This is a genomic window from Streptomyces sp. NPDC053750, assembly GCF_044544295.1.
In the GTDB taxonomy this organism is placed as follows: Bacteria; Actinomycetota; Actinomycetes; order Streptomycetales; family Streptomycetaceae; genus Streptomyces.
On the sequence record NZ_JBITXB010000021.1, the window covers coordinates 54,121 to 71,772 of the forward strand.

General features: G+C 74.0%; 8 protein-coding genes. 4 read left to right on the forward strand and 4 right to left on the reverse strand.

Annotated elements, in window-relative coordinates:
- Positions 1-8: 8 nt before the first annotated feature.
- Positions 9-7,244 (reverse strand): amino acid adenylation domain-containing protein, encoded by a 7,236-nt coding sequence (locus ACIGO6_RS36190; protein ID WP_399884036.1) that lies wholly within the window; start codon positions 7,242-7,244, stop codon positions 9-11.
- 139 nt (positions 7,245-7,383) lie between these two features.
- Here ACIGO6_RS36190 and ACIGO6_RS36195 point away from each other — a divergent pair, with 139 nt between their 5' ends.
- Both ACIGO6_RS36195 and ACIGO6_RS36200 read left to right on the forward strand, forming a co-directional pair.
- Entirely contained in the window at positions 7,384-9,693 is a 2,310-nt protein-coding gene (locus tag ACIGO6_RS36195) for a M20/M25/M40 family metallo-hydrolase (RefSeq protein WP_399884038.1), read from the forward strand.
- Positions 9,694-9,703: 10 nt separating this feature from the next.
- Positions 9,704-10,435, forward strand: coding sequence for a sulfotransferase family protein (locus tag ACIGO6_RS36200; RefSeq protein WP_399884040.1), 732 nt, complete (start codon positions 9,704-9,706; stop codon positions 10,433-10,435).
- Positions 10,436-10,442: 7 nt separating this feature from the next.
- Here the strand turns inward: ACIGO6_RS36200 and ACIGO6_RS36205 are convergent, their stop codons facing one another.
- Complete coding sequence (locus ACIGO6_RS36205) at positions 10,443-12,059, reverse strand: amino acid adenylation domain-containing protein (protein WP_399884042.1); 1,617 nt, start codon at positions 12,057-12,059, stop codon at positions 10,443-10,445.
- Positions 12,060-12,204: 145 nt separating this feature from the next.
- Here ACIGO6_RS36205 and gntD point away from each other — a divergent pair, with 145 nt between their 5' ends.
- Positions 12,205-13,296 carry a guanitoxin biosynthesis L-enduracididine beta-hydroxylase GntD gene (gntD, locus tag ACIGO6_RS36210; RefSeq protein WP_399884044.1) on the forward strand — a complete coding sequence of 364 codons (1,092 nt, stop codon included), beginning with the start codon at positions 12,205-12,207 and terminating at the stop codon, positions 13,294-13,296.
- A 98-nt stretch (positions 13,297-13,394) separates the two neighbouring features.
- Positions 13,395-14,636 carry an MFS transporter gene (locus ACIGO6_RS36215; protein ID WP_399884046.1) on the forward strand — a complete coding sequence of 414 codons (1,242 nt, stop codon included), beginning with the start codon at positions 13,395-13,397 and terminating at the stop codon, positions 14,634-14,636.
- Between the two features lie 19 nt (positions 14,637-14,655).
- Here the strand turns inward: ACIGO6_RS36215 and ACIGO6_RS36220 are convergent, their stop codons facing one another.
- Together ACIGO6_RS36220 and ACIGO6_RS36225 are read right to left on the reverse strand one after the other, a co-directional pair.
- Entirely contained in the window at positions 14,656-16,272 is a 1,617-nt protein-coding gene (locus tag ACIGO6_RS36220; protein WP_399884048.1) for a condensation domain-containing protein, read from the reverse strand.
- Between the two features lie 44 nt (positions 16,273-16,316).
- Complete coding sequence (locus ACIGO6_RS36225) at positions 16,317-17,651, reverse strand: M20/M25/M40 family metallo-hydrolase (protein WP_399884050.1); 1,335 nt, start codon at positions 17,649-17,651, stop codon at positions 16,317-16,319.
- Position 17,652 lies beyond the last annotated feature (1 nt).

The window sequence follows — 17,652 nt, forward strand, 5'->3', positions numbered from 1 at the left end:
GACGGCCGTCATGACGTGAACCGGGAGGCGAGCACCGGGCCGATCGCGGCCGCCGCCGACGGTCCGGTCAGCGCCCCGTGGGCGGCGTCCACCGGGTGGACGTCGATCCTGCCGGTCACGTACGGCCGCCACTGTGCGGCGTCGGGCGCGCCGGGGAGGCGGTCGGCCGTGGCGGCGAAGAAGAGCAGGTCGCCGTCGAAGACCTTGGGGGTGAAGCTCCGTTGGACGTCGATGTGGTCGGCGAAGACCCTGGTCATGGCCCGCAGGCCCGACTCCCCGAACCGGGCCAGAAGTTCGTCGTCGGCCGAGCGGTGGCCCAGTGATTCGGCGACGGCCGTCAGGAGGCTCGGGTCGTCGTGGGAGAGGGGTCCGGGGTCGTCGGTGAAGGCGAAGCTGTCCAGCAGGGTGAGTCCGGCGACGTGCTCCCCCTCCTCCTGGAGCAGGGTGGCGAGGGCGTGGGCGACGAGACCGCCGAAGGACCAGCCGAGCAGGTGGTACGGCCCCTCGGGCTGCACCCGGCGGATCTCCGCGAGGTAGTCGGCCGCCAGGTCGGCGGTGCTCGCCGGCGTGTGGTCCGGGTCCGCGAGTCCCCGGGCCTGCAGCCCGTAGACGGGCCGGTCGGTCGGCAGGTGGGGCAGCAGTCCGCGGTAGCCCCAGCTCACCCCGGCCGCGGGATGGACGCAGAACAACGGTGCTGCCGTGCCGCCCTCCCGCAGCGGCAGCAGGACGGGGAAGTCCGCGCCGCCGTCGCCGGCCGACCGTTCCAGCAGACCGGCCGGGGTGGGCGACTCGAACAGGTCGCGGATGGTGAGGCGCAGGCCGAGTTCCGCGCGGGCGCGCCCGACGAGGCGGGCCGCCAGCAGGGAATGCCCGCCGAGGGCGAAGAAGTCGTCGTCGACGCCGGCCTCGTCGCAGCCGAGGACGTCCGCGTACAGCGCGCACAGGCCGCGCTCGGCGGGCGTGTCCGGGCGGCGGCCGCGCGAGGTGGGGGCGGGGGCGGGCAGCGCCTTCCGGTCGATCTTGCGGTTGGGTGTGAGGGGCAGCGCGGGCAGGGGCACCAGGGCGGCCGGCACCATGTGGTCCGGCAGTTCCCGGCGCGCGTGGGCCCGTAGCCGCTCCACGTCGATCTCGGCGCCGGGCGTCGGGACGACGTAGCCCACCAGCCGCTGGAGGCCCGGCCGGTCCTCGCGCAGGACCACCGCGGCCTCGGCGACGCTCCCGTGGCGGCCGAGGACGGCCTCGATCTCGCCCGGTTCGATCCGGAAGCCGCGGAGCTTGACCTGCTGGTCGGCCCGGCCGGCGTAACGCAGTTCCCCGTCCCCGGTCCAGCGGGCCAGGTCGCCGGTGTCGTACATCCGGGAGCCGGCGGGGCCGAAGGGATCGGGACGGAACCGCTCCCCGGTGAGCGCGGGCCGGCCGAGGTAGCCGCGGGCCACTCCGTCCCCCGCGACGAAGAGACGTCCGGTCACCCCCACGGGCACCGGGCGCAGGGCCGCGTCGAGCACGTACACGCGGGTGTTGGCGATCGGCCTGCCGATGGAGGGGGTCGTCTCGCCCCCGGTGACCGTCGCGAGCGTGGACCACACCGTCGTCTCGGTGGGGCCGTAGCAGTTGACGACCCTCCCGGCGGTCCGGGCGAGCCGGTCGGCGAGGTCGGCGGGAAGGGCCTCGCCGCCGACCAGCACGGTGAGCCCGCGCAGCGCGTCGGGGTCGGTGGACGTCATCGCCCGGTAGAGCGACGGCGTGGCCTGGACGATCGTGGCGCCGGCGGACCCGACGAGGCCGCACAGGGCCGCCGGGTCCCGCACGGTGTCCGCCGGAGCGACGACCAGAGTGGCGCCGGTCAGCAGCGGCAGGTACATCTCCACCGCCGCGATGTCGAAGGCGAGGGTCGTCACCGCCACCAGGACGTCCTGCGGACCGATCCGGGTCGCGTCCCCCATGGCGAGCAGCAGGTTGAGCAGGGCGCCGTGGGAGACCATCACGCCCTTGGGCCGTCCGGTGGACCCCGAGGTGAAGATCACGTACGCGGTGCGCTCCGGGTGCCGGGCCGCCGGGCGTTCCGCGTCCGTCACGTCGTTCGCCGGCGCACCGGCGGCCTGTCGCTCCGCCTCCTCGAAGCGGAGCGCCGGTACTCCCGGGGGCAGCAGGTGCTCGTGGGCGGCCGTGGTGAGGACGAGGGCCGGCGCGGCGTCGTCCAGCATCTGGCGGATGCGCGCGGCGGGGTATCCGGTGTCCAGCGGGATGTAGGCGGCGCCGGCCTTCAGCACCGCCAGCAGGGCGACCGGCAGGTCGGTGCCGCGCGGCAGGAGCAGGGCGATCATCGGGTCGGGTCCGGTGGCCGCCGGCAGGAGGGCGCGGGCCAGCCGGTTGGCGCGCTGGTTCAGCTCCTCGTAGGTGAGCGAGGTTCCCTCGCCCCGGACGGCCGTCGCCCGGGGGGCCCGCGCGGCCCGCTCCTCGAACAGGTCGGTCAGCCACCGGGTGCGCGGACGCTCGACGGCCGTGTCGTTCCAGCGCACCACCTGGGTGTGGTGCTCCTCGGGGACGAGGAGGTCGACCGAGCCGATGGGCCGCTCGGGGTCGGCGGCCACCGCGCGCAGGAACCGCACCAGGCGTACGGTCAGCGCCTCGACGCTCTCCCGGTCGAAGAGGTCGGTCGCGAAGTCCACCACGCCGGTGATGCCGTCCGGCGCGCCCGTGGCGTCCCGGCGCTCGGACACGGAGAACGTCAGGTCGAACTTGGTGAAGCGGGTGCCGACGGGTTCGGCGTCGACCCGCAGGCCCGGCAGCGCGAACTCGGGCTCCTCGTTGTTGTGCAGCATCAGGCTCACCTGGAACAGCGGGTGGCGACCCAGCGACCGGGCCGGCCGGAGCACTTCCACGAGCTGTTCGAAGGGCACGTCCTGATGGGCGTAGGCCGCGAGGTCGGTCTTCCGCACGCGGGCCAGCAGCTCGGCGAAGCCCGGGTCGCCCGAGGTGTCGGTGCGCAGCACCAGGGTGTTGAGGAAGAAGCCGACCAGGTCGTCGAGGGCCTCGTCGGTCCGTCCGGCGACCGGGGTGCCCAGGGGGATGTCGTCGCCCGCTCCCATGCGGGTCAGCAGGGCCGCCACGGCCGCCTGCAGCACCATGAACAGGGTGACGTCGTGCGCCCGCGCCACGTCGAGGAGGCGGGCGTGGAGTCCGGCGTCGATCTCGAGGCCGACGAGCATGCCGCGGTAACCGGCGATCGCGGGACGCGGCCGGTCGGCGGGCAGGTTCAGTTCGTCGGGCAGGTCGGCGAGCTGCCGTCTCCAGTAGGCGAGTTGGCGTGCGGCCAGGGACGCGTCCGCGGTCTCTTCCGCCGCCTGCGGGTCGGTGCGCGCCGCGGTGTCGTGGGCGGGGCCCATCAGGTCGCGCTGCCACAACGTGTAGTCCGCGTACTGCACGGGCAGCGGTACCGGGTCCGGGGCCCGGCCGTCGAGGCGGGCGGCGTAGGCGGCCGAGAGGTCGCGGGCCAGGGGGACGGCCGACCAGGCGTCCCCCGCGCTGTGGTGGAGCACGAGGAACAGGACGTGCTCGTCCTCGGCGAGCCGGTAGAGGTGCGCCCGCAGGGGCAGGTCCGTGGTGAGGTCGAAGCCCTCGGCGGCGGCCTGCTCGAGCAGGGCGGGCAGGGCGGCGGCGGTCGTCTCGCGGACCCGCAGGTCCGGTGCGCCCGCGCGGGCGTCGAGGATCCGCTGGTAGGGCTCGCCGTCGGCCTGGGGCAGGACCGTGCGCAGGATCTCGTGCCGGGTCGTCAGGTCGGCGAGGGCGGCGCGCAGCGCGCCGTGGTCGAGTGCACCGGTCAGGCGCAGCGCCGTCGGCATGTTGTAGGCGCCGCTGCCCGGGTCGAGCTGGTTGAGCACCCACAGGCGGCGCTGCCCGTAGGAGAGGGGGATGCGTGCGGGGCGTTCCCGGGCGACCAGGGGTGTCCTGGCGCCCGAGGCGGCGGCGATCCGGACGAGCAGCCCGGCCGCCGTGGGCGCGTCGAACAGGGCGCTCACCGGCAGTTCCGCCCCGAACACCGAACGGACCTTGCTGACGAGCCGGGTGGCCAGCAGCGAGTGGCCGCCGAGGGCGAAGAAGTCGTCGTCCAGGCCGACGGCGGGCAGACCGAGCAGGTCCGCGAAGAGTGCGCAGAGCATCCGCTCGTGCTCGGTCCGCGGTGCGCGGGAGTCGAGGGCCCGGGCGAAGTCCGGGGCGGGCAGGGCCTGGTGGTCCAGCTTGTCGTTGGCCGTCAGGGGCAGTGCCGCGAGTTCGACGTACGCGGCGGGGTGCATGTGGGTCGGCAGGAGCCGCGCGGCGTGCGCGCGCAGGTCGTCCTGGGTGAGGTCCGCGTCCGCCCGGGGCACGACGTACGCGACCAGCCGCTCGCCGGCGGGGCCGGCCGCGGTGTGCGTGGTGACCACGGCCTGTGCGATGCCGGGATGCTCGGCCAGCGCGTTCTCGATCTCGCCGAGTTCGATGCGGAAGCCGCGGAGTTTGACCTGACCGTCGTCGCGGCCCAGGAACTCCAGGTGTCCGGCGTCGTTCCAGCGTGCCCGGTCACCGGTGCGGTACATGCGCGCGCCGGCGCCGCCCCAAGGGTCCGGCGGGAACCGGTCGGCGGTCATCCCGGGCCGGCCGAGGTAACCGCGGGCCACTCCGGCTCCGGCGAGGCACAGTTCGCCCGGTACGCCGACGGGGGCGGGGCGCAGCTGTGCGTCGAGCACGTAGGCCCGTACGTTGTCCACGGGTGCGCCGATCACCGGGTGCGCGGAGTCCGCGAAGGGACCGACGGTGGCGAGGACGGTGGCCTCGGTGGGACCGTAGACGTTGTAGGCGCGCAGGTCCGGTGTGGTGCGCAGGCGTTGCCACATCCACTCGCTGATCCGCTCCCCGCCGAACGAGAACACCGTGGGCCGGTGGTCGGCGTCGTCCAGCACGCCGGCGCCGATCAGTTGCTCGGCGAAGGAGGGGGTGCAGGTCAGGGCGTCGACGCGCCGGTCGGTCATCAGCCGGGCCGTGGCCGCGGGGTCGCGGCGGGTCTCGTCGTCCAGCAGGTCCAGGGGCTGGCCGGCGACCAGCCACAGCAGGCCGTCCCACGAACCGTCGAAGGAGAGGGCGAGCACGTGCGCGGACCGCACCCGGCGGCCGAGCGCTTCCTCGGCCGGGTCGATGACGTGGCGGCGCTGGCTGTCCAGGAGGTTGACCAGGTTCCGGTGCTCGACGATCACGCCCTTGGGCCTGCCGCTGGAGCCCGAGGTGTACAGGACGTAGGCGGGGTGGGCCGGGTCGAGCGGGGCGGTGCGGTCGGCGTCGGTGGGATCGGTGGCGGGCCGGCCGGCGAGGTCGCGGACCGTCTCCTCGCCGTCGAGGACGAGGCGTGCGCCGTCGTGGTCCCCGGGGAGCAGGTGGGCGTCGGCGGTGGTGGTGAGGACGAGCACCGGGTCGGTGTCGGCCAGCATGAAGGCGATCCGCTCGGTGGGGTGGTCGGGGTCCACCGGCATGTAGGCGGCGCCGGACTTGAGCACGGCGAGGATGCTCACCAGCTGGTGGTCGCCGCGTCGCATCGCGAGGGCGACGCGGCGCTCGGGTCCGGCGCCGCGGGCGATCAGGTGGTGGGCGAGGCGGTTGGCGCGCGCGTCGAGTTCGGCGAAGGACAGCTCCAGGTCGCCGAAGCGCAGGGCGGGTTCGTCGCCCCGCTCGGCGACCGTGTCCCGGAAGGCGTCGCAGACGGTGCGGGCCCTGGTCGGCCGGGCGGTCGCGTTCCAGCCCGCCACGACCTGCTCGCGTTCGGCGGGCCCCATGACGTCCAGCTCGCTCAGCGGGGTGTCGGGCCGGGCGACGGCGGACCGCAGGACGTGCTGGTAGTGGTCGAGGAACCGGGTCATGCGGGGACGGTCGAAGAGTTCGGCGGAGTACTCCATGCCCAGGTGCAGGCCACCGCCGGGTGGTTCGGAGAAGCCGAGCCCCATGTCGAAGCGGGAGGTGCCCAGCTCGACGGGAAGTTCCTCGACGAGCACATCGCCGAGCCGGGCTCCGCTGCGGTCGGTGTCCGCCTGGTAGAGGGCGAACTGGAAGAGCGGGTTGCGCGTCGGGTCCCGGCGTACGTCGAGGTTCTCGACGAGCTGGTCGAAGGGCAGGGCCTGGTGCGAGTGCGCGCCGAGGACCACGTCGTCGGCGCGGGCCAGCAGGGCCCGGAAGGAGGGGTCGCCGGAGGTGTCGGTGCGCAGCACCACCGTGTTGGCGAAGTAGCCGATCAGCGGTTCGATCTCGGGCCGGCTGCGTCCGGTGAAGACCGAGCCGAGGGCGATGTCGTGCTGCCCGGTGTAGCGGGACAGCAGGGCGGCGAGGCCCGCCACCATCACCGGCAGCAGCCGCACCCCGCTGCGCTCGGCGAGTCCGGCCAGGCCCCGCCGCAGTTCCTCCGGGTAGCGGGCGGTGAGGTGCCCGCCGGACCAGGTGCGTTCCGCCGGGCGTGGCCGGTCGGCCGGGAAGTCGAGGACGGCCAGCCCGGCGAGGGTGGTCCGCCAGTAGTCGAGGTCGGCGTCCGCGGCCTCGCCCGCGAGGCGTTCGCGCTGCCACACCGCGTAGTCGGCGCACTGCACCGGCAACGGTGCGAGGTCCGGTTCGCGTCCGGCCCGGACCGCCTCGTAGCACTCGGCGAGTTCGTGCATCAGCAGGGGCACCGACCAGGAGTCGAGCACGATGTGGTGCATCGAGAGGACGAACACGTGCTCGTCGTCGGTGAAGCGGGCCAGCAGGCCGCGCACGAGGGGCCCCCGGGCGAGGTCGAAGGGGCGGGCGCCGGCGTCGGCGGCCACCCGCAGGGCGCGAGTACGGCGCTCGCCCTCGGGGCAGGGACCCAGTTCGACGTGCTCGAGGGCCAGCGGCCCGGGCGGGTCGATCACCTGCCGCGGGCCGTCCTCGGTGCCCACGTACCGGGTGCGCAGCACCTCATGGCGTGCCGCCACCCTGTCGAGGGCGACGGTCAGGGCGCGGCGGTCGAGCGGTCCGCGCAGGCGCATGGCGAGAGGTGTGTTGTAGAGCGGCAGGCCCGGCGCGAGCTGGTCGAGGAACCACATGCGCGACTGGGCGTACGACAGCGGCAGCGGCCGGTCCCGGCCGGCGGGCGGGATCGCGTCCTCGGCACGCCGCCGGACCCGCTCGGTGCGCATGGCTTCGAGCAGGCGCTCTCGTTGAGCGGGGCTCAGCCGGGCAAGCCTGTCCCGAAGGTCCTCGCGCATGAAGCTCCTTCCCACCACGGCCGACAGTGCGCCGTCATCAGAGTGCGGAGCGCGCCGGGGCACCGGCAGTCGGGCAAATGACGGACAGCCGGGGGCCCGGTGGCCGGAGGCAGGATGGCCGGGACACCTGGGAGGGACCTTGTCTCCGTTCACGCGCCTCGCGCCCGCCCGGCTCGGCATGCTGCTGACGGTGCTCGGGTCCGTCGTCCTCGCGGCGCTGGCCCTGCTGCCTTTGCGCGGTCCGGACCCGGCCGCTGCCGACTCTCCGGCCGACCGGTTCTCCGCGGGACGGGCCCAGGCGCACGTGGAACGGGTGGCGGCCGAGCCACGGCCGATGGGCTCGGCCGCGAACGCCGAGGTCCGGGAGTATCTGGCCGGCCGGTTGCGGGCGCTCGGCCTGCGTACCGAGGTGGAGCGGGCGACCGCGGCGGACAGCTTTCCGGACCACGCCTCCGTCGTCGGCCGGGCCGTGAACGTCCGCGCCACCCTCCCCGGCACCGAGGGCGAGGGACGGGTCCTGATCGTCGCGCACTACGACTCGGTCTTCACCGGGCCGGGAGCGACCGACGACGGCATGGGCGTGGCGACGCTCCTGGAGACGGCCCGCGCGCTGACCTCCTCTCCCGCGCCCCGCAACACCGTGGAGTTCCTCCTCACCGACGGCGAGGAGCCCGGGTCCCTCGGCGCCAAGGCGTTCACCGACTCCGCGGCGGCGGGCGATCCGCGCCGCACGGTGATCCTGAACCTGGAGGCGCGCGGCACCACGGGGCCGGTGGTGATGTTCGAGACCGGTGACGACAACGCGGCGTTCGTACGGTCGCTCTCCGACGACACGCCGTTCGTCACGTCGGTGTCCGACGAGATCTACCGGCTGCTGCCCAACGACACCGACATGACGGTCTTCGAGAAGGCCGGCTTCACGGGGATGAACTTCGCGGTGGTCGGCGGCAGCGCCCGCTACGACACCGAGCTGGACGACCTGTCGGCACAGCGCCGGGAGACGCTCCAGGACATGGGGTCCACGGTGCTGGCCGCGGCCCGGGACCTGGCCGGCCGGGACATCTCCCCGTCCGGGGCCGGGTCCAGCACGTACTTCACGGTGTTCGGCCTGCTGGTGAGCTACCCGCAGTGGCTGAGCACGGTCCTCGCCGCGCTCGCCGTGGGGGCCGTCGCGGCGGTGCTCGTACGGGCCCGGCGGCGTGGGGCGTTGCGGCCGCGCGGCCTCGCCCTGGCCGCCGGAACGCTGCCCCTGCCCCTGGCCGGTGCCGCCGTCGTCGGCTACCTGGGCTGGACGGCGCTGGTGGCGTTCCGGCCGCACTACGCGGCGTTCACGTTCGGCGATCCGTACCGTCCGGGGCCCTCGGTCGCGGGTCTGGTGGTACTGACCGTGGCCGCGTGTCTGTGCTGGCTGCTGTGGACGCGCCGGCGCACCGACGCCTTCGCGGTGAGCGCCGCGGTGCTGTGCTGGTTCGCGGCCCTGGCCCTCATGACGGCCGTCGTGCTGCCCGGCGCCTCGTATCTGTTCCTCTGGCCGGCTCTCGCCGGAACTGCGGGGCTCGCCGTCGCGACCGGGGTGGGTGAGGAGTCGTTCTGGCGGCTGCCGTCGCTCGGTGCCGCGGCGGTCCCGGCGCTGGTGCTGTTCGTGCCGCTCACGGCGGTCCTGTTCCCCACCGTCGGCCTCGCCTTCGGTTCCGCCGCGCTCGTGGTGGTGGCGCTGCTGCTCCTGCCGCTGCTGCCCGCCCTGGCACCGCTCCCCCGCCGCCGGACGGTGCCGGTGACGGTGACCGCGCTGGCGCTGGCGGGAGCGGCCCTGGTGGGCGTCGGCGGCGCGCGGGACGGCGTCGACCGCGACCACCCGGCCCAGGTGGGGCTCTTCTACGTCCAGGACGCGGACGCGGGGACCGCTTCCTGGTACAGCGCCGCCGACTCCGGCATGCCGTGGGTGGACCGTTACACGCGGGGCGCGAAGTCCTCCGCCGAGCGGGAGGTCCCGGCACTGATCAGTCCCGGCGGCTACCGCCGGGGGCCGGCCGAGGGCGGCCGTGCGCCCGTGCCCGAGGCCGAGGTGACCGGGCGGCGCGACCTGGGCGGCGGGGTGCGCGAGGTGCGGCTGCGGCTCACCTCGGACACGGCGGCGACCGCGCTGTCGCTGTACGCCGACACCCGCGGAACGCGGCTGCTGGACGTCACGGTGGAGGGCAGGCGCCTGCCGGGCGGACAGAACCGGCCGACGTCGGCCCCATGGAAGTGGGGTTGCCATCTGGTGGCTCCGGCGGGTGGCTACGACGTGGTGCTGCGGCTGCGCGGTGACGCGCCGATGCCCGTGCGCCTGCTGGCCTACGCCGCCGACGTGCCGTCCGCGGCGCTGACCTCGCCCCGCCCCGACACGATCGTCTGGACGGCCTCCGGGTTCGGCCAGAGCATCGGTATCCGCACCGTCGACCTCTGAGGGAGCCGTCGTGAACGACCGCCAGGACACCTCCCGCGTCATCGCCCTGTGGAGCGCCCCCCGGGCGAGGTCCACCGCGTTCTTCCGCTCCGTGCTGGAGCGCGGCGACCTGACCGCGCTGCACGAACCGTTCTGCAACATCGCCGACTTCGGTGAGACCACCGTCGACGGGAGGACCGTGCGCACCGAGCGCGAGCTCATCGACGCGGTGCGGGTCCTGTCGGCGCGGCGGCCGGTGTTCTTCAAGGACACCACCGACCACCGCTGTCCCGAGGTCCTCGCGGACGGCCGCTTCCTCGGCGAGGTGCGGCACACCTTCCTGATCCGGCATCCCGACGAGATCGCCGCGTCGTACTACGCGCTGCGACCGGAGATGACCGCCGAGGACATCGGCCTGGAGCAGATGTACGAGCTGTACGAGGCGGTCGCCGCCACCGGGCAGCGTCCGGTGGTCCTGGACTCCGAGGACCTGGTGCGCAGGCCGGCCGAGACGATGGCAGCGTACTGCGAGGCGGTGGGCCTGCCGCCCCGGCCCGAGGCGCTGAACTGGCGGCCCGGCAGCCGCAAGGAGTGGCGGCGTACCGACCGCTGGCACACCGACGTCAGCAACAGCTCGGGGTTCAGCGCCCGGTCGACCGAGTACGCGGTCACCGTCCGCACCAGCGCCTCGCTCGCGGCGTTCAGCGCCCGGCACGAGCCGTTCTACCGGACGCTGTTCGACAGGCGGCTGATCGTGGCGTGAGGGGAGGTCAGCTCGGCCCGGCGGCGAGGGCACGCAGCCGGGCCCGGTCGACCTTGCCGTTCGCGGTCAGCGGCACGGAGTCCAGCGCGACGATCCGGGCGGGGATCATGTAGGAGGGCAGCAACGGGCGCAGACGGCCCCGGACCTCCTCGATGCCGGGCGCCGTGCCGGCCCCCTCGGACGGCACCAGGAAGGCGACGAGCATCCGGTCCCCGCCGTCCCCGGCCAGGTCGACGACGGCGGCGGCGACGCGCGGGTGGCTCTCCAGCGCGGCCTCGATCTCGCCGGGCTCGACCCGGTGGCCGTTCACCTTGAGCTGGGTGTCGATCCGGTCGAGGAATTCGAGGTTGCCGTCCGGCCGCCGCCGCACCAGGTCGCCCGTGCGGTAGAGCCGGGCGCCCGGCGGGCCGTAGGGGTCGGGCACGAACCGCTCCGCGGTGAGCGCCGGGCGTCCGTGGTAGCCGCGGGCCACCCCGACCCCGCCCATCAGCAGCTCGCCCGGCACCCCCGCGGGAACCTCCCGGCCGGCGTCGTCCACCACGTGCGCCCGGAGGTTGGCGATGGGCGCACCGATCGGCGGCCTGCTCTCGCGCAGCCCGGGCGGGCACAGGTAGTCCGTCGACGTGACGGTGACCTCGGTGGGCCCGTAGGTGTTGCGGACCTGCCGGTGCGGTGCCTGGAAGCGGTCGGCCAGCTCGCCGGGGAGCGCCTCGCCGCCGATGTGGGCCATGCGCAGGCCGGGGAGTTCGGCGGGGTCGAGGAGGCGGGCCACGGCGGGCGGGATGTCCATCACGGTGACCCGCTCGTCGCGGATCAGCGCGGTCAGGGCACGCGGGTCGAGCAGGGCCAGCCGGGACCCCTGGACCAGAGTGATCCCGTTGCACAGCGCGGCGAAGAAGTCGAAGACGCTGACGTCGAAGCAGGGGTTGGCGAACTGCAGGATGCGGTCCGGCGGCCGGAGGCGGTACGCGCGCCGGCAGTACTCCGTCATGTTGACCACCGAGCGGTGCTGGACCAGCGTGCCCTTGGGGGCGCCCGTCGAACCGGAGGTGTAGAGCAGGTAGGCCAGGTTGTCCGGGGAGACCGGGTAGCCGGGGGTCTTCCCGGGCTGGGCAGCCACCGCGGCGGCCACGGCGGGGTCGTCGAGACAGACCGGCAGCACGTCCTCGGGGAGCCGGCCGGCCGCCTCGCTCGTGGTCACGACGACCTGGCACCCGGCGTCCCCGGTCATGTAGGCGAGGCGGCTCGCCGGGTGCTGCACGTCGAGGGGCAGGTAGGCGGCGCCCGCCTTGAGGATGCCCAGGAGGGTCACCGGGAGGTCGAGGCAGCGGTCCAGCAGGACGCCCACGACCGTCTCCCGGCCGACGCCGAGGCGGTGCAGGTGCCGGGCGAGCCGGTTGGCGCGCCGGTCCAGTTCCCGGTAACCGAGTTCCCTGCCCTCGAAGCGGCAGGCCGCGGCGCCGGGCCGGAGTTCGGCCCACCGCTCGAAGACCTGGTGCAGGCAGAGCCCGGCCGTGGCCGCGAAGTCCTCGGCGGCGTCGTGCCGACGGCCGTGCTCCGCGGCCGCGTCCTCGTCGGCGTGGATGACGTCGTCCACCGTCCAGTCCCCCTGTGCTCTCGACACCGCCGGTCCCTCGACCCTGTCAGAACCGGGCGGCTCCACGTCGTAGGGATTCCTCCTGACTGTGTCCACCCCGACAGACCGCACATTCTCGGTACGAACGCCGTTGCCCGAGGGAGCAGCACGACCCGTGGCCTAGGAGGAAAGCGTGGGCGGGACCCGTACACAGGACTTCGAGGCCGCACTGAGCCTGCGGGAGGGCATGCCCTGCCTGCGGCTCGGCCCGGAGGAGGCCGACGAGCTGCGCGCGCTCGCCACGGACTTCGTCAAGGAGTTCGGCGCCGTCCGCGCCGCCGACCTGGAGCAGTTGCTGGCCGAGATCGCCGTGCACGCCCACCGCGCGCCGGAGCGGCTGCGCAACGTGCTGAACGGCTTCCGGCTGACCGGCCGTCCCAACGGTGGTCTGGTGCTGTCCGGTCTGCCGGTGGACGAGCCGGCCGTCGGCTCCACTCCGCGCGACTACACCGACGAGCCGGCCGGCGACGAGGTGACCACGGCGACGGCCCTGCTGCTGATGATCGGTTCCCTGCTGGGGGACCCGTTCTCCTACCTCTCGCAGCAGCTCGGCAAGCTGGTGCTCGACGTGTTCCCCATCGAGGGACACGAGGGCGAACAGCTCGGGTCCAGCTCCACCACCCTGCTGGAGTGGCACAACGAGGACGCCTTCCACCCGCACCGGGCGGACTGGATCATGCTGCTGTGCCTGCGCAACCCGGATGCCGTGCCGACCATGTTCGCGTCGGCCCAGGACCTGGAGCTGGACGAGGAGCACCGCAAGGTCCTGTTCGAGGACCGGTTCGTGATCCTGCCCGACGAGTCGCACACCGCCCAGTTCAACGTGGCGACCACCGGGATCGGGAGCGACAACGGCTCGGCGGCCGCCTTCGAGCGCATCCGCCGGATGAACCAGGAGCCGGAGCGGATCTCGATCCTGGGCGGCGACCCGGAGATGCCCTACGTCCGCATCGACCCGGCCTTCATGCGGCGCGACCTGGGCGACGCCCTCGCCGAACGCGCCCTGCAGGGCATCATCGACGCCTTCGAGGCCCGGATGCGGGACGTTGCGCTGGCCACCGGTGAGCTGCTGATCATCGACAACAAGCGGGCCGTGCACGGGCGGCGCCCGTTCCGGGCCCGCTACGACGGCACGGACCGCTGGTTGCGGCGCATCAACGTCACCGCGGACCTGCGCGGTTCGGCCGGCCGCCGGTTCGGCAGCCACGGGCGCGCCCTGGTCTGACACCGTCCGCCCACGTCCCCGGGAGAGTCCGGTTTGAGGTCCCGCAACCGCCCCGTCACGGCCCTCCGCGTCCCCGCCCACCTGCCGGTGCGAGCGTCATGACGCAGACCGCGCCCGCGCGGGGCGGCCTCCTGAAGCAGCGGGACTTCCGCCTGTTCTGGACCGGCGACGTGGTGTCCCAACTGGGCTCGGAGATGACGCTGTTCGCCCTCCCCCTGGTGATGGTGAGCACGCTGGACGCCTCCGCCACCCAGATCGGACTGCTGGAGGCCCTGTACACCCTGCCCTTCTTCCTCCTGCCGCTGTTCGTCGGCGTGTGGCAGGAGCGCCGGGCCCGCCGGCCGGTGATGATCGCCACGGACCTCACCCGGTGCGTACTCGTCGTCACCGTGCCGGTGGCCGCCGTCCTCGACGTGCTGTCCCTGACCCACGTCTACCTGGTCGCCTTGCTGGTCGGCGGGCTCAGCGTGGTCTACGACATCGCCGCCCGCTCCTACCTGCCGCGCCTCGTCGCGCCCGAGCACCTCGGCTCGGCCAACAGCAAACTCACCGCGGACCAGGCGGTGAGCGCGACGATGGGCCCGGGCGGCGGCGGCTGGCTGGCCGGGGCCTTCGGGCCGGCCAGCGTACTGTTCCTCGACGCCGTGAGCTATCTGGTCTCCGCCGTCGCGCTGATCGCCGTCCGCGACCGGGAGAAGGCCGAACCGCCGCCCGCCGAACGGGACCTGCGCCGCGAACTCACCGACGGGCTGCGGTCGGTGTTCGGCAATCCCCCGGTGCGCGCCATCGCCGTCCACGCGGCCGTCTACAACGCCGGCGGATCGCTGGTCAACGTGGCCTTCCTGGTGTACTTCGTGCGCGATCTCGACATGGGCACGTTCGCCTACGGGCTGGTCACGGTGATCGGCGGCATCGGGGCGATCTGCGGCGCCGTCGGCGCGCCCTACCTGTTCGAGCGCATCGGGTACGGGCCCGGGCTGCTGGTGGCCCTGGGCTTCTCCACCAACGCCTACTTCCTGCTGCCGCTGTACTCGTCCTCGGACACCGCCGTCTTCTGGTCGGCCGCCGTCGGGCTCTTCCTCGGCTACGCGGGCTCGGCCGCGGGCAGCGTCATCGCCGTGACGGTGCGTCAGAAGGTCACCCCGCCCGAGATGCACGCGCGGATGAACGCCACCTACCGGCTGATGAACTTCGGCACCATCCCGGTCGGCGCGGCCCTCGCCGGTGTCCTGGTGGACGGCGCCGGGGCGCGTACGACGCTGTGGCTCGCGCCGGTCGTCCTGCTGGCGTCGGTGGTCCCGGTCGCCAACCGCACCGTCTGGCGGCTGCGGCGCCTGTGAGGCCGCCGCAGCCGCGGGGTCAGACCGTGGCCGCCAGCTCCCTGATGGTGTGCTCCCCGAGCACCTTCTCCACGGGCAGCTCGACGCCGAGCTCCCGGGCCCGCATCACCACGCGCACCGCCCTGAGCGAGTTGCCGCCGGCCGCGTAGAACTCGTCGTCGACCCCGACGGTCTCCAGGCCGAGGATCTCGGTCCACAGCCGGCTCAGCAGCACCTCGGTGCGGGTGCTGGGCCGGCTGTCGCCCACCGCGCCGCGCACCGGCTCGCGCACCTCGTCCGGCTCCTCGGCCCCGCTTGCCGCGGCGGTCCGGCCGGCGAGCGGGCAGGGCAGCGCCGACAGCGCCGCGCTGGGGTTCGCCGCCGCGCCGCGCAGCACGGCGGTGACGGAACGGGCCAGCAGGTCCGCGGTCTCCTGCTCGAACAGGTCCGCCCGCAGCACGACGGATCCGGTGAGCGCGTCGTCCGTCCCCTCCAGGTCGACGGTGATCTCGAAATGGGCGCGTTCCTGCAGCAGCGGGACCGGTTCGATCCGCAGGCCGGCGGCCTCCATGGCCCGGGGCAGCCAGGTGTTGTTCACGGCCAGCATGGTCTGCGCGAGCGGAGTGCGGCCCGGGCGCCGCTGCGGTTTGAGGATCTCCACCAGCAGCTCGAAGGGGACCTCCGCGTGCCGGTAGGCGCCCAGGCAGCGTTCCCGCACCTGCCCGAGCAGGCCATGGAAGTCCGGGTCGCCCGACAGGTCCAGGCGGACGGGGAGGGTGTTGACGAAGAAGCCGACCAAGGGCTCCAGTTCGCTCTGGGTGCGGCCGGCGAAGGGCAGGCCGACGACCACGTCGGTCTGCCCCGTCCAGCGGGCGAGGACGGTGGCGTAGGCGGCGAGGACCACCATGAAAGGGGTGACGTCGCCGTCCGTGGCGACGGCCCGGAGCTGGCGGATCATGAGGGCGGGCGGCGCGAGGAGCGCGCGGACGGTCCCGTGATCGGGCTCGGGTCCCGGCCTGCGGTCGGCGGGCAGCCGCAGCGGTACGCAGTCCGCCAGCTCGTCCTTCCAGTAGGCCGTCTGGTCCGCGAGTTCGCCCTCGTCCCAGCGCTGCTTCTGCCAGGCCGCGAAATCGGCGTACTGCACCTCCAGTTCGGGCAGCACGTCGAGCCCCTCGCCGCGGGCGGCGCGGGGGTAGAGCGTCGTCAGCTCGCGCAGCAGCACGCCCAGCGACCAGCCGTCGGCGACCGCGTGGTGCACCACCAGGGCGAACAGGTGCTCCTCGGGCGCCACCCGCAGCAGCCGGCAGCGCAGCAGCGGGCCCCGGGCCAGATCGAAGGGGGCCTGCGCGAGGCGCCGGGCCTCGGCGAGCGCGGCGTCGGGTCCGCCGGCCACGTCCTCGGCCGTGAGCCGCACCGTCTCCGGTGCGCGGACCACCTGCACGACCTCCGCGCCCTCCAGTTCCAGCACCGTGCGCAGCACCTCGTGCCGGCGCAGCACCTCGGTCATCGCGGTGGCCAGGGCGTCCGCGTCGAGCCGTCCGCGCAGACGCAGTCCCACGGCCTCGTTGTAGAGCGGTGTGTCCGGCTGGATCTGCTCAAGCAGCCACAGCCGTTGCTGGCCATAGGAGGCGGGCAGGACGAAAAGGTCTTCGGTCATCTTGGCTCCCGCGGGGTGAAGGTGGCCTGGGCGGCCGGCGCCGGCTACCGGTAGTCGCGCAGCAGTGCGGTCATGCACTGGGTGCCGAACTCCAGCGCCTCGACGGGGATCCGTTCGTCGGCGCGGTGCAGCAGGGTGCGGTAGGGGCTGCCGGCCGGCACCTTCAGGGGCAGCCAGCCGTAGCAGCGGATGCCGAGCTGGGCGAAGAACCCGGCGTCGGTGGAGGCCGGTGACATCATGGGCAGCGGCGCGGCGTCCGGGTCGGCCTTGCGGGTGATGTCGGACAGGGTCTCGTAGAAGCCGCCGAACTCGGGCTCCGCGATGCGGCTCTGGTCCACCGGGAACCCTTCCACCAGCAGTTCCAGCGGCACGTCGGGGCCGATCAGGGCGCGCAGTTCGCCGAGGAACTCCTCCCTGGTGTGGTCGCCGGGCAGGATGCGGCCGTCCAGGTCGACGGTGATCTCGCCGGGCACCACGTTGATCTTGTCGCCGGCCCGCACGACCGTGGGGTTCACGGTGTTGCGCAGCAACGAGTCGATCTGCAGCGCCTGGTCCTCCGGGAGCCCGGCCGGGGACACGTCCTCCGCGTCGTCCCGGACCGCGAGCAGCCGTCCGGCGAGCGGCTCGGGCAGGTTCCCGGCCAGTTCGGTCAGCATGCGCTCGGCGGCGGGCTCGCGGTGCCGCGGCAGCCTGGCGCCGCTCAGCGCGGTCAGCAGGTGTCCGAGCCGGCCCATCGCGGTGCGCGCCGGTGCCTGCCGGGAGGCGTGGCCGCCGGGGCCGGTGAGCGTGGCACGGAACCAGCAGGCGCGCTTTTCCGCGACGACGACGGGGTGGAAGCGCCGGCCGCCGAGCTCGATGCCCGCGCCGCCCTCCTCCCCCACCGCGTAGCGGATGCCGGTGAACAGCTCCGGGTGCTCCCGGGTCAGCCAGCGGGCCCCGGCGATGCTGCCGTGTTCCTCGTCGGCGACCACCGCGAGGACGACGTCCCCGGCCGGCCGCTCGCCCGCCTCGTGCAGGCGGGCCAGCGACGACAGCATCATCGAGAGGCCGCCCTTCATGTCGACGGAGCCGCGGCCCCAGACCTCGCCGTCGACCAGCCGGGCCTCGAAGGGCGGGTACCGCCAGTCCTGTCCGGTGACCGGCACCACGTCGGAGTGGCCGTGCAGCAGCAGCGGCGGTGCCGCCCCGCGCCCGGGGAACCGGACGATCAGGTTCGCCCGGTCGGCGCTCGGGCCGAGGACGGTGATGTCCAGGTCGTCGCGGTGGGCGAGCCGTTCGGTCAGGTACCGGACGCAGGCGATCTCGTTGCCGGGCGGGTTGGTGGTGTCGATGCGGACGAGGTCCCGCAGCAGCGGCACCGGGTTCGTGAGGGAGTCCATG